The sequence below is a fragment of the Streptomyces sp. NPDC039462 genome (genome assembly GCF_055639375.1).
This window is the reverse complement of the sequence record NZ_JBVKAO010000002.1, coordinates 993,760-1,005,554: the sequence shown is the minus strand read 5'-3', so window position 1 is coordinate 1,005,554 and position 11,795 is coordinate 993,760. Positions and strand designations below refer to the sequence as shown.

The 11,795-nt window shown below is 73.2% G+C and carries 12 protein-coding genes; 8 read left to right on the top strand and 4 right to left on the bottom strand.

Features of this window, described 5'->3' with window-relative positions; all coding sequences use genetic code 11:
- The first annotated feature begins 60 nt into the window (after positions 1 to 60).
- The 5 genes from ACZ7LU_RS15120 (at position 61) to ACZ7LU_RS15100 (ending at position 4,818) form a co-directional block, all read left to right on the top strand.
- Positions 61 to 906, top strand: a complete 846-nt coding sequence (locus ACZ7LU_RS15120; RefSeq protein ID WP_398300450.1) for a hypothetical protein — start codon at positions 61 to 63, stop codon at positions 904 to 906.
- 117 nt (positions 907 to 1,023) lie between these two features.
- Positions 1,024 to 1,665 carry an RNA polymerase sigma factor gene (locus ACZ7LU_RS15115; protein WP_398300452.1) on the top strand — a complete coding sequence of 214 codons (642 nt, stop codon included), beginning with the start codon at positions 1,024 to 1,026 and terminating at the stop codon, positions 1,663 to 1,665.
- Positions 1,662 to 2,483: a hypothetical protein gene (locus ACZ7LU_RS15110; RefSeq protein ID WP_471916886.1), complete on the top strand. Its 822-nt coding sequence runs from the start codon at positions 1,662 to 1,664 to the stop codon at positions 2,481 to 2,483. Before ACZ7LU_RS15115 ends, ACZ7LU_RS15110 begins: the two co-directional genes overlap by 4 nt.
- 455 nt (positions 2,484 to 2,938) lie before the next feature.
- Entirely contained in the window at positions 2,939 to 3,604 is a 666-nt protein-coding gene (locus tag ACZ7LU_RS15105) for an RNA polymerase sigma factor (protein ID WP_398300456.1), read from the top strand.
- A complete protein-coding gene (locus tag ACZ7LU_RS15100; protein WP_471916885.1) occupies positions 3,604 to 4,818 on the top strand; it encodes a hypothetical protein in 1,215 nt (404 codons plus the stop codon). The genes ACZ7LU_RS15105 and ACZ7LU_RS15100 overlap by 1 nt, the downstream gene beginning before the upstream one ends.
- Positions 4,819 to 5,060: 242 nt before the next feature.
- Here ACZ7LU_RS15100 and ACZ7LU_RS15095 read toward each other — a convergent pair whose 3' ends face one another.
- The gene (locus tag ACZ7LU_RS15095; protein WP_471917078.1) at positions 5,061 to 5,909 is read right to left on the bottom strand and encodes a L,D-transpeptidase family protein; all 849 of its coding nucleotides are present in this window, start codon (positions 5,907 to 5,909) and stop codon (positions 5,061 to 5,063) included.
- 108 nt (positions 5,910 to 6,017) lie between these two features.
- Here ACZ7LU_RS15095 and ACZ7LU_RS15090 point away from each other — a divergent pair, with 108 nt between their 5' ends.
- Together ACZ7LU_RS15090 and leuE are read left to right on the top strand one after the other, a co-directional pair.
- Positions 6,018 to 7,601 carry an acyl-CoA mutase large subunit family protein gene (locus ACZ7LU_RS15090; RefSeq protein ID WP_471151095.1) on the top strand — a complete coding sequence of 528 codons (1,584 nt, stop codon included), beginning with the start codon at positions 6,018 to 6,020 and terminating at the stop codon, positions 7,599 to 7,601.
- Positions 7,602 to 7,712: 111 nt separating this feature from the next.
- Complete coding sequence (gene leuE / locus ACZ7LU_RS15085) at positions 7,713 to 8,375, top strand: leucine efflux protein LeuE (RefSeq protein WP_468087775.1); 663 nt, start codon at positions 7,713 to 7,715, stop codon at positions 8,373 to 8,375.
- 38 nt (positions 8,376 to 8,413) lie between these two features.
- Here leuE and ACZ7LU_RS15080 read toward each other — a convergent pair whose 3' ends face one another.
- On the bottom strand, positions 8,414 to 8,815 hold the full coding sequence (locus ACZ7LU_RS15080) for a MerR family transcriptional regulator (RefSeq protein ID WP_398301408.1): 402 nt from the start codon (positions 8,813 to 8,815) through the stop codon (positions 8,414 to 8,416).
- A 48-nt stretch (positions 8,816 to 8,863) separates the two neighbouring features.
- On the opposite strand from ACZ7LU_RS15080, the gene ACZ7LU_RS15075 reads away from it, so the two are divergent.
- Positions 8,864 to 9,793 (top strand): NAD(P)-dependent oxidoreductase, encoded by a 930-nt coding sequence (locus ACZ7LU_RS15075; protein ID WP_471916884.1) that lies wholly within the window; start codon positions 8,864 to 8,866, stop codon positions 9,791 to 9,793.
- 3 nt (positions 9,794 to 9,796) lie between these two features.
- Here ACZ7LU_RS15075 and ACZ7LU_RS15070 read toward each other — a convergent pair whose 3' ends face one another.
- Positions 9,797 to 10,264, bottom strand: coding sequence for a MarR family winged helix-turn-helix transcriptional regulator (locus tag ACZ7LU_RS15070; RefSeq protein ID WP_468087771.1), 468 nt, complete (start codon positions 10,262 to 10,264; stop codon positions 9,797 to 9,799).
- 34 nt (positions 10,265 to 10,298) lie between these two features.
- On the bottom strand, positions 10,299 to 11,765 hold the full coding sequence (locus tag ACZ7LU_RS15065) for an FAD-dependent monooxygenase (protein ID WP_471916883.1): 1,467 nt from the start codon (positions 11,763 to 11,765) through the stop codon (positions 10,299 to 10,301).
- Positions 11,766 to 11,795 lie beyond the last annotated feature (30 nt).

The following is an 11,795-nucleotide window of genomic DNA, read 5'->3' as shown; positions in this document are numbered from 1 at the left end:
GCTGGGGGATGTGACAGTTGTGACATGGGGACATGGGTGGGGGATCGGGTGGGAGAACGCATGGCGGGCCGTGCCGGGACCGGCGGACGGTGGGTGCGGGGTGCCGCGCTCTGCGTCGCGGTGGGCGCGGTCGCGGGCGGGCTCACGTCCTGCGGCACGGAACGCGAAGTGACGTACTCCGGAGGCACCTTGGAGGACGTCGTGCCCGCCGACGAGGCACGCGGCAAGGAGCTCTCCGGCGAGGCCATGAAGCTGCTCCGCGACGCGGAATCGGTGCGCATCGCCGTCGACATGCCCACCCCGCGGGGCCGTCAGAAGGTGTCGCTGCACATGGACCGCGACAACAACTGCACGGGCTCCTTCGACGCGGGCCCGATGCAGCGCGGCGACCTCATCATGATCGGGGGCGGCTCGACCTACGTCCGCTTCAGCGACGAGTCGCTGCAGGCGATCCGTGAGATGGCGGCGAGCCGGGGTCCCGAGACCGCGGCGCGCGTCCAGGAGCGGACGGCGCTGGCGCGCGGAAAGTACCTGAAGATACCGACGGGCGCCGCCGCCGGCCCCTCGATGCCGGTGAACAGCTGCGACCTCGACAAGATCACCAGCGCGATGCCCGGCAGCCCCGGCCCGGACGACGTCGTCAAGGCACAGCCGAAGACCCGGCGTTACGGCGAGGACGTCACCCCGCTCGTCGAGCACGAGGACGACAGCGAGACGGCCGTGTACGTGGCCGCGGAAGGCAAGCCGTACCTCCTCGGCCTGGAGGCGGAGAAGGACGGCGGGACGATGCGGATGCGGCTGTCCGAGTACGGCGAGCCGGTCGCGGCGGTGGCCCCGGCGCCGGGGCAGACGATCGACATCTCGGAGATCGGTCCCGGGGGCGGCGGAGGCCTCTTCGAGGTGTGAGGTCTCCGGCAGGTGGCCGTCCGCCGACGCGCTGTGACATTTCCGCGCCCGGCGACGCTGGTGACCGTGGAGGCACGGGCGCGGTGCACCGTGCCGAGACGGGCGGATGGGAGCGGGTTGGGCCAGGGTGGGGGACCCCGTCGAGCACAGGCGTACGACGAGGAGCTGGGCAGGGCCGTAGCAGCGGCCCAGGAGGGCGACGAGGCCGCGTTCGCGGTCGCGTACCGCCTTGTCCAGCCAGGACTCGTGGGCTATCTGCGCGGCCTCGTCGGCACGGACGGCGAGACCGCGGAGGACGTCGCCGCCGAGGCGTGGCTGGAGATCGCCAGGGACCTCGGGCGGTTCCGCGGGGACGGGGCGGGTTTCCGCGGCTGGACCGCGACGATCGCCCGGCACCGGGCCTTCGACCATCTGCGCCGCCAGAAAGCGCGGCCGCGCCCCACCGCGCTGGAACAGGACGTGCTCGAACTGCCGGGCCCGCACAGCACGCCGGCGTCCGCCCTGGAGGCGATCTCGACGGAACGGGTGCTCGCCCTGGTCGCCACGCTGCCGCGCGACCAGGCGGAAGCGGTGCTGCTGCGGGTGGTCGTCGGGCTCGACGGCCCGACGGCGGCGCGCGTCCTCGGCAAGCGCCCGGGGGCGGTGCGGACGGCCGCGTACCGGGGGCTGCGGAAGCTGGGGGAGCGGCTCGGGATCGACGGTGCGACGCCCGACGGTGTGACGGATGACGGCTCCGGCACGCTGGGGGAGTCGAGATGAACGCAGACGACGCCGCCGGCCCCGGCGGCAAGCCGCCCCCGCCCCCTTCCCTCACCGCCACACACGAGCTGCTCGAGGCGGCCGTGCGGGCCGGCGCGTACGCCGAGGTCGACACGGACGCGCAGCGCGAGGCGGTCGCGGCGTTCCGGGCGGCCCGCGACGAGGGCGCGCACCGCCGGGCGAGGACCCGTCGCCGCGACGACTGGCGCCCGCGCGAGGACCGCCGGAGCCGGATGTCGCTGCGGGCGGCCGGGGGTGTGGTGCTGGCGGGCGGCCTGCTCGGCGGGGTGGCCCTCGCAGGCGCGGGCACGATCTCCGACCCCCCGCCCCCACACGACCACCCCACCCCGGCCCCGTCGTCCCCCCACTCCCCGACCTCCGAGGGAGGCACCCGCCCCGGGCTCCTCCCCGGCACGGCTGACACCGGTGAGAAGCCGAGGACGAAACCGAAGAGCAAGGACGACAGCACGGAAAGGCCCCCCGCTCCCGGCAGGTCCCGGGACAAGGACAAGGGCAAGCACCCGGGCAAGGACCACACCGAGAAGAGGGACAAGAAGCCCACCACCCCGGACACCGGGACCAAAAAGACCAGCAACCCGAAGGGCAAGCCCCAGGCGGGGGAGAAGCCCGGGGGCAAGGCGAAGGCTGAGGCCGGCCGCAAGGCGAAGTCCGAGGGCGGGCGCAAGGCGAAGGCCAAGGCTGGGGATAAGGCGGAAGCTAAGGCCCGGGGCAAGACGGAAGCCGGGGCCGGGCACAAGGCGATGCCCGGGGCCGGGGGGCGAGGCGGCGCCCGGGGCCGGTCGCAAGGCGGAAACTGAGGCCGGGGGCTAGGCGAACGCCGAGGTTGGGCACAAGGCGAAGCCCGGGGCCGAGGGCGAGGGGAAGCCGCTCGCGGAAGAAGGGTGAGGGCGGGGCAGCGGTACGAGGTGGGCGGGGTGGCTGGTGTTGGGCGTTGGCGGGGGCGACCGTGCCTCGGGTGTGGTCACCCGTGCGTTGTGGCGGACAGCGCGCGTGGTTGCTGATCGCGCCCCGCGAGAAGAACGTGCCCGGCCGGGGCCGCCACCCCCCACAGGAGAGGCCCCGGCCGGCACACGGTACGAACCGCGTGCGGTCCGTACTTCCTTCAGCGCCGCGGGTGCGTTTTCTGTCACACCGCGTTCTGTCACCTGGTAGTTGCACGTTGTACAAACATGGACGTAGGCCTGTCCGAGCCCGTAGCGTGCTGCTTCGCGCCGGGGCCGGGCGCAGATCTCCGAGTGGCAGGATTGAGAGAGTGCTGGGGGACGACGCGGAGCTGACCGCCGCGGTGCTTGCGGCGCAGGACGGGGACGAGACCGCTTTCCGGACTGTGTACCGCGCCGTGCACCCACGGCTGTTGGGATACGTACGCACGCTGGTCGCCGACCCGGACGCCGAGGACGTCGCCTCCGAGGCCTGGCTGCAGATAGCGCGCGACCTCGACCGGTTCAGCGGTGACGCGGACCGGTTCCGGGGCTGGGCGGCGCGCATCGCGCGAAACCGCGCCCTCGATCACATACGCATGCGGGGCCGCCGCCCCGCTGTGGGCGGCGACGAGTCGGAGCTGACCGGCAAGCCGGGCGACGCGGACACCGCGGGCGAGGCGATGGAGTCCCTCGCCACCGGCGACGCGCTCGCCCTGATAGCCCGGCTCCCGCAGGACCAGGCGGAGGCCGTCGTGCTCCGCGTCGTCGTCGGTCTCGACGCGAAGAGCGCCGCGCAGACCCTCGGCAAGCGCCCCGGAGCCGTCCGCACGGCGGCGCACCGGGGCCTCAAGCGCCTCGCCGAGCTGCTCGGTTCGGAGGGCGCGGACCCCAAGGACGCGCTCGACGCCGTACCGCCTCAGAGAGAGCCGCGCGGCTGCGCGGTGACGTCCGCCGGTGTGACGCAATGGCGTTCGCGGACGCAGAAGGACATGTGATGGCCGACGAGCAGCACCAGTGGCTGGACCGCGACGCGGCGGAGCGTTTGCTGCGCGGGGAGCCCCTCGAAGGCATCGGCCCTCACGACCGCGCGGAGGCCGACCGACTGGCCCGGGCGCTCGCCGCGCTGGCCGCGCAGGACGGTGTCGGCGAGGTGGGGCGCGGGACGGAAGCCGTTGCCGGGTCCGTCGCCGGGTCCGGCGCCGAGTCGACCGCAGGGGTCGGCGCGGGGTCCGACATCGTTGCCGGTGAACTTCCGGGCGAGGCCGCGGCGTTGGCCGCGTTCCGGACCGCTCGGGATGCCCGGGCCGCCCAGGACGCCCGCGTCGAGAGCGCGGGGGCCGTACGGGGCGGCGGTTTCAGGACCGCGCCGTACGCGACGGCCGCCCACGAGGCGGCCGCCGGCGAGACCGTACGTCTGGGACGTGCCGGAAACCGTCCCAGCCCCAGCCGCTGGGGCCGCCCCGTCCGGTTCGGGATCGCCGCGGCCCTCGCGGCCTGCATGGCCGGCGGTGTCGCCGTGGCCGCGGGCACGGGCGTGCTGCCCTCGCCGTTCGGTACGCACGGTGACCCGGGCCCCGCCGCCTCCGTGTCGCCGGCCACCACACCGGAGGAGGCGACGGCCTCCCCCTCTCCGTCGGACGACGCGGGTGAGCCGTCCGAGGACGTGGTTCCGGACGCGAGCACGGCGCCCGACGACGAGCCGACGTCACGGGAGCCGGCGTCGACTCCGCCGCCGGAGGCCGAGGCGGGCGGCGCGCACACCGACGTCCCGAGGCAGCCGAGCGGTGACAGGACGCCGCGCGGCGACGAGGCGAGGACGTGGTACCGCAAGGTGGTGACTGCCTGCCGCGCCTACCGCAGCGGTGAGCTCCAGGGAGACAAGCGCCGCCGCCTGGAGGAGGCCGCCAAGGGGCCGGCGCGCGTGGAGGCGTTCTGCGGCCGGATTCTGGGCGGCCCGGGCAGCGGCGGCCACCAAGGCGGCGGCCATCAGGGTGACGGGAACGGCGACGGCGGCGGCCAGGGCGGTGGCGGCCACCAGGGTGGTGGCGGCGGAGAGAACGGCGACGGAGAGAACGGTTCGGGCGGCGACGAGGACGGCGGCTCGGGCGGTGACACCGGGGGCGTCCCGGTCCCGCCCCCCATGTCCACGCCCTCAGCCCCTCACCAGACCCCCAAGCCGTCCCGCAGCGCCCTCCCGCACCTTCCGTAGCCCGGGTCTCCCGCAACCAGGACCTCCCGTGACCCGGGCGTGACCCGGGCTTCCCGCAGGGGTGTGACGTTTTTCGAGCAGGAGACGCAGTAAGTAGTGAGCCGACTGGTCATCGGCCCACGCACGAGCCGGGGGTTCCCCCCGTACCTTCGGCTCCGTGCCCTCGGCGTGGGCGGGATACGTTCCCCCGATCCCGCCCACGCCGCTTTTCCCGGAGCACCCGGAGAGCCCGGAAAACCCGATCACTTGTAGATGACGACCCGGTCGCCGTTCCGTACCTGCGCGAACAAGCTCGCGATCTTCTTCTCGTCCCGCACGTTCACGCAGCCGTGCGACGCGCCCGCGTACCCCGTGGCCGCGAAGTCCGACGAGTAGTGGACGGCCTGGCCGCCGCTGAAGAACATCGCGTGCGGCATGGCCGTGTCGTAGAGCGTCGAGACGTGGTGCCGCGACTTCCAGTAGACGGTGAAGGCGCCCTCGCGGGTCGGCGTGTACTGCGAGCCGAACCGCACGTCCATCGTCGACACCGCCCTGCCGTCGACCATCCACGTCAGGGTGCGGCTGCTCTTGGCGATGCACAGGACCCGGCCGGTCAGGCACCGCTTGTCCGGCGCGGCCGCCGGGATGCCGCCGCCCGGGTACCGCTCGTACCGCGTCGGCTCGCGCGTCATGGCGAGCAGCCGCCGCCAGGTGACCGTGTCCGTGTCACCCGTGGCGGGCAGCCCCCGCTTGGCCTGGAAGCCCTTGACTGCGCCGACCGTGCGGGCCCCGTACATCCCCGTCGGGTTCTCGTGGAACCAGGCGATCTGCCGCAGCCTGGCCTGCAGCTCCCGCACCTGCCCGGACCTGTCGCCCGCCCGCATGAGCGTCCTGGGAGGGACGGCGGGCGCGGCGGGCGCGGCCGATGAGGCGGGCGGGGCGGACGCGGCGTCGGGAGGGGCGGACGGGGCTGACGTCGCCGGGTGCGTCGGTCTTCCCGCTCCGGCGTCCGCGCCGCCCGGCTTCCCCTCCGTGTCCACCGCGACCGCCTTGCACCCCGCCGTCAGCACCAGCACCGCCACGGCCCCCACCGCTATCGCGCTCCTGCCCATCACGCCCCCGCGTTCCTAGACGACTCACGGCACACGACTCATGACTCTGGAAGTGTTTCCCGGTTTGCCGCGAGTGACGCGTCCCGCGCGCGGGCGCAAGCTGGAGGCATGACACACGAGTCGGAGTCAGGACTGCCCATCGAACCCGTGTACGGCCCCGAGGCCCTGTCGGGCTGGGACCCGGCGGAGCAGCTCGGCGCCCCCGGCGCGTACCCCTACACGCGCGGCGTCTACCCCACGATGTACACCGGCCGCCCCTGGACGATGCGCCAGTACGCGGGCTTCGGCACCGCCGCCGAGTCCAACGCCCGCTACCGGCAGCTGATCGAGCACGGCACGACCGGCCTCTCCGTCGCCTTCGACCTGCCGACGCAGATGGGCCACGACTCCGACGCCCCGATCGCGAGCGGCGAGGTCGGCAAGGTCGGTGTCGCGGTCGACTCGGTCGAGGACATGCGCGTCCTGTTCGGCGGGATTCCGCTGGACAAGGTCTCCACGTCGATGACGATCAACGCCCCCGCCGCGCCGCTGCTCCTCCTGTACCAACTGGTCGCCGAGGAACAGGGCATCCCGTCCGACAGGCTGACCGGCACGATCCAGAACGACGTGCTGAAGGAGTACATCGCCCGCGGCACGTACATCTTCCCGCCGCAGCCCTCGCTGCGCCTGGTCGCGGACACCTTCCGGTACTGCGGGGCCGAGATCCCGAAGTGGAACACCATCTCCATCTCCGGCTACCACATGGCGGAGGCGGGTGCCTCGCCCGCGCAGGAGATCGCCTTCACCCTCGCCGACGGCATCGAGTACGTCCGCACGGCGGTCGCGGCCGGCCTGGACGTGGACGACTTCGCGCCGCGCCTCTCCTTCTTCTTCGTGGCGCGTACGACGTTCCTGGAGGAGGTCGCCAAGTTCCGCGCGGCCAGGCGCATGTGGGCCAGGATCATGCGGGAGGAGTTCGGCGCGCGGAACCCCAAGTCGCTGATGCTCCGCTTCCACACGCAGACGGCCGGCGTCCAGCTCACCGCCCAGCAGCCGGAGCTGAACCTCGTCCGGGTCGCCGTCCAGGGCCTCGGCGCGGTCCTCGGCGGCACGCAGTCGCTCCACACCAACTCCTTCGACGAGGCCATCGCCCTCCCCACCGACAAGTCGGCCCGGCTCGCGCTGCGCACCCAGCAGGTCCTCGCGTACGAGACGGACGTGACGGCGACCGTCGACCCCTTCGCCGGGTCGTACGTCATGGAGAGGATGACCGACGACGTGGAGGAGGCGGCCCTCGCCCTCATGCGGCGCGTCGAGGACCTCGGCGGGGCGGTGCACGCCATCGAGCAGGGTTTCCAGAAGGGCGAGATCGAGCGCAACGCGTACCGCATCGCGCAGGAGACGGACAGCGGCGACCGCGTCGTGGTCGGCGTCAACCGCTACCGGCTCGACGAGGAGGAGCCGTACGAACCGCTGCGCGTCGACCCCGCCATCGAGGCCCAGCAGGCCGCCCGCCTGGCCCGGCTCCGCGCGGAGCGGGACGGCGCGGCGGTGAGCGCCGCCCTCGCCGCGCTCCAGGAGGCGGCGAAGGGGGAGGGCGCCAATGTGCTGTACCCGATGAAGGAGGCGCTCCGGGCGCGGGCCACCGTGGGCGAGGTGTGCGACGCGCTGCGGGAGGTGTGGGGGGCGTATGTCCCGACGGACGCGTTCTGACGTACGGGCACGTTGTGGCGGCCTGGAGGCGGTTCTGAAGCCTGAAATCACGGCCGTCCGTCACACGGACACCCCTGTCCCCGTCCCGCACACCCGTGCGAGACTCCCGCCATGCTGGGTGTCACCGATCTTCCGACCTATCTCGCGGGCCTCGTCCTGATCATCCTCCTGCCGGGGCCGAACTCGCTGTACGTGCTCTCGGTCGCCGCACGCCGCGGCGTCCGCACCGGCTACACCGCGGCCGCCGGCGTCTGGTGCGGCGACGCCGTCCTGATGACGCTGTCGGCGGCCGGCGTGGCCTCGCTGCTCCAGGCCAACGCCGTGCTGTTCGGGATCGTGAAGTACGCCGGTGCCGGCTATCTGACCTGGCTGGCGGTCGGCATGCTGCGGGCGGCGTGGGGCATGTGGCGGGCGCGGCGGGACCAGGCGGCCGAAGGGGGCCGGGCGGCGGACGGCGGGGAAGCGGCCGCGGGGGAGCGGCCGTTCCGCAGGGCCCTGGTGATCAGTCTGCTCAACCCCAAGGCGATCCTCTTCTTCATCGCCTTCTTCGTGCAGTTCGTCGATCCGGGGTACGCCTATCCCGCACTGTCCTTCGTCGTGCTCGGCGTCCTGGCCCAGCTGGCGAGCTTCCTCTATCTGACGGCCCTGATCTTCAGCGGTACCAAGCTGGCGGCCGCCTTCCGCAGCCGCAAGCGGCTCTCGGCCGGGGCCACGTCGGCGGCGGGCGCGCTGTTCCTCGGGTTCGCGGTGAAGCTGTCGGTCAGCAGCGTGTGACGGTCGCCGCCGTCACGTCCCGGTGACGGTCGCCGCCGTCACTGCCCTGTGACGGCGGCACCCGTCAAGGGCGCGTAGCTGTCGCCGCCCATCCGGTCGGCCGCGTCGATGTACGTGGCGAGGGCTTCGCGGGACCGCGCGATCTTCTCCATCTGGTCGTCGAGGCGGCGCAGCCGCCCCCGCATCGCGGCCAGCAGCTCGGGGCACGCGGGCAGCCGCGGGGCCTCTCCGTCCGCGCAGGGCAGCACGTACGCGATGTCCTCGGAGGACAGCCCGGCGCCCAGCAGGTGCCGGATCTGCGTCACCCGGAGCACGGCACTCTCGTCGTACTCGCGGTATCCGTTCGCGCCGCGCTCCGCCTCCAGGAGGCCCTGGGCCTCGTAGTAGCGCAACTGGTGGGCGTTGACGCCCGTCCGGCGACCCAATTCCCCGATCCGCATCGCACCTCGCTTGACCTTCATACCGGTATCAACGTTGACGATGCTGTCATGAACAACGAACCCGAGATCAACAATTCCGCCGCACGCACATCCGCGCCCTCGTCCGCGCCCGCGCCCGTGACCGTCATCGGGCTCGGCCTCATGGGCCGGGCCCTCGCCGCCGCGTTCCTGAGAGCCGGGCACCCCACCACCGTGTGGAACCGCACCGCCGCCAAGGCCGACCAACTCGTCGCGGACGGAGCGCACTTGGCGCCGACCGTCGGTGACGCGCTCAGGGCGAGCCCGCTGACGGTCATCTGTCTCACCGACTACGACGCCGTGCGCGAACTGCTCGGCGCGGCCGAACCCGACCTCGAAGGACGGACGTTGGTCAATCTGACCTCGGGCTCCTCCGCCCAGGCCAGGGAGGCCGCGCGGTGGGCCGGGAAGTGGGGCGCCCGCTATCTCGACGGCGCCATCATGGCTGTCCCGCCGGTCATCGGCACCGCCGACGCGGTGATCCTGCACAGCGGCCCCGCGGCGGACTTCGCGGCGCACGAGCCGGCCCTCGCCGCGCTCGGCACCGTCACCCACCTCGGCGAGGACCACGGCCTCGCGGCCCTGTACGACGTGGCCGGGCTCGCCATGATGTGGAGCGTCCTGAACGCCTGGCTCCAGGGCACCGCCCTGCTCAGGACGGCCGGCGTCGACGCCGCGACGTACGCGCCCTTCGCACGGCAGATCGCCGCCGGCGTGGCCGAATGGCTGCCCGGGTACGCCGGGCAGATCGACGCCGGCGCCTTCCCCGCCGAGGTGTCGGCCCTGGAGACCGATGCGCGGGCCATGGCGCACATGGTCGAGGAGAGCGAGGCCGCGGGCGTCAATGCCGAACTGCCGAAGCTGATCCAGGCGATGGCAGCCCGCGCGATCGCCGCCGGGCACGGCGCGGAGCAGTACCCCGTGCTGATCGAGGAGTTCAGCAGGCCCCGCGCCGACTGACCGTCAGTGGTGCCAGGCCGAGCCGCCCACGTTGTGGATCATCCGCTGGAGGACCTTCAGCGTGCGCACGTAGTCCTCGTCGGTGATGCCCTCGTGGATCTCCGCGCGGACGGCCTTCTGCCGCTCGGCCACGCGGGCCTGGAGTGCGCGGCCGTCCTCGGTGAGGGCGATGCGGCCCGCGGAGTCCTCGGTGATCAGGCCGCGGTCGTGCAGGGCGTTGATGTTGTGGTGCAGGGCGCCCTCGCCGATCTCCAGGTAGCCCTTCAGCACCCCCACGACCTCGTCCCGCGGGCGGCCGTCCGGCGCGGTGACGAGCTGGCTGAGGACCCACCACTGGGGCTGGGTGAGGCCCATCTCGGCAAGCATGGTGCGGATGTGGTTGACGACGGCCGCACCGGCCGCCGAACTCCAGTAGCCGACGGGCTGGTTGACGAGGTCCTGGTCGCTGTGCGAGTACGCGAATGCTGTCATGTTCTTGAACGTAAAACCTCAAGTCTGCTTGAGGTCAAGCAGGAAAATGGGCTCGGGAGGGGGCGCCGCACCGGGCCAGGTACGCGGCGAGGCCGTCCCGGGCGTCCGTCCCCGCCCAGCCCACGTACCCGTCGGGGCGGACGAGGAAGAGCCCCTTCCCGTACGGCTCGTACGCGGGAATGCCGTGCACGTGGACCAACTCCTCGTCCATCGGCGGCACTTCCGCGTCCGTGCCCACCGCGAGCAGCGTCCAGTGCGGGCCGCGGAACACGTCGAACAGCGTCCCGGTGCCGCACGGCCCGTCCGGCGCCCGGTCGCCCGCCCGCAGCGCCTCCTCGGGCAGGCTCTCGCGCGTCTCCAGCGCCAGTGACGCGTCGCGGTAGCCGATGCCGAGCTGCCGGGTGGCCGCCCCGCGTCGCGCCTCGCCGCGGTGGATGCGGGTGGACAGGCCCAGCATCCGCGCGGCATTGGGCCGCCGCTCTTCCTCGTACGTGTCGAGGAGTGCCGCGGGCGCGCCGCGCCGGAGCACCGCGGCCAGCTTCCAGCCCAGGTTGTAGGCGTCCTGGACGCTGGTGTTCAGGCCCTGGCCGCCCGCGGGCGAGTGGATGTGCGCCGCGTCGCCGGCCAGGAAGACGCGGCCCTCGCGGAAGCGGTCCGCCAGCGCCGCGCGTGGCCGGAAGTCCGAGGACCAGCGGATCTCTGTCACGTCGTCGGCGCTCAGGTGCGTCCGGGCGGCGACGAGGTCGCGTACGCCCTGAGGGGAGAGGTCGGGCGTCACCCCGGCCGGGAACTGGGCCGTCAGCTGGAAGCCATCGGTGCCGGCCAGCGGGCAGATCGCCGTGTAGAGGCCGGTGCCGTCGACGGCCGGGAACATGTGCCAGTTGTCGCGGTCGAGCGCGGGGACGCGGATGTCCGCGACCAGGACCGGGTTCGGGTCCACGGTCTCGCCCGTCATCGTGATGCCCAGCGCCCCGCGGAGGGTGGAGCGGCCGCCGTCGGCCGCCACCGCGTACGCCGCCCGTACGGCCGCGCCCGTGGACAGCCGGGCGGTGACCCCGTCGGCCTCCTGCGTCAGCTCCGTCACCTCCGCGTCGAAGGTCACGTCGCCGCCGAGCTCCCGCAGGCGCGCCAGCAGGATCTCCTGGGTGCGCCACTGGGGCAGCATCCACGGCGTGGTGTACGGGGCGGTCTCCGTGGGCTCGGGTTCGTCGAACATCCGGTGCTCGCCCTGCCGTTCGCCGTCCCGCCACACCATCCCGACCGGGATGGGGCCGCCCGCCGCGAGCACCGCGCCGACCACGCCGAGGTCGTCGAAGACCTCCATGGTGCGGGGCTGAAGCCCCTTGCCGCGCGAGCCGGGGAAGAGGGCCGGGGCCCGCTCGACGACGCGGGCGGGCACGCCGCGCCGTGCGAGGTCACAGGCGAGGGCGAGCCCGGTGGGGCCCGCGCCCACGACGAGCACGCCGGTCGTGTCGATTTCCTTAACGTCGTTAAGTGCCATGCCGACGAGGGTGCGCTTAACGGTGTTAAA

Coding starts and splice junctions, on each gene's coding strand:
- ACZ7LU_RS15120 (WP_398300450.1), top strand. CDS start 61: ATGGCGGGCCGTGCCGGGACCGGCGGACGGTGGGTGCGGGGTGCCGCG.
- ACZ7LU_RS15110 (WP_471916886.1), top strand. CDS start 1,662: ATGAACGCAGACGACGCCGCCGGCCCCGGCGGCAAGCCGCCCCCGCCC.
- ACZ7LU_RS15100 (WP_471916885.1), top strand. CDS start 3,604: ATGGCCGACGAGCAGCACCAGTGGCTGGACCGCGACGCGGCGGAGCGT.
- ACZ7LU_RS15095 (WP_471917078.1), bottom strand. CDS start 5,909: ATGGGCAGGAGCGCGATAGCGGTGGGGGCCGTGGCGGTGCTGGTGCTG.
- ACZ7LU_RS15090 (WP_471151095.1), top strand. CDS start 6,018: ATGACACACGAGTCGGAGTCAGGACTGCCCATCGAACCCGTGTACGGC.
- leuE (WP_468087775.1), top strand. CDS start 7,713: ATGCTGGGTGTCACCGATCTTCCGACCTATCTCGCGGGCCTCGTCCTG.
- ACZ7LU_RS15080 (WP_398301408.1), bottom strand. CDS start 8,815: ATGCGGATCGGGGAATTGGGTCGCCGGACGGGCGTCAACGCCCACCAG.
- ACZ7LU_RS15075 (WP_471916884.1), top strand. CDS start 8,864: ATGAACAACGAACCCGAGATCAACAATTCCGCCGCACGCACATCCGCG.
- ACZ7LU_RS15070 (WP_468087771.1), bottom strand. CDS start 10,264: ATGACAGCATTCGCGTACTCGCACAGCGACCAGGACCTCGTCAACCAG.
- ACZ7LU_RS15065 (WP_471916883.1), bottom strand. CDS start 11,765: ATGGCACTTAACGACGTTAAGGAAATCGACACGACCGGCGTGCTCGTC.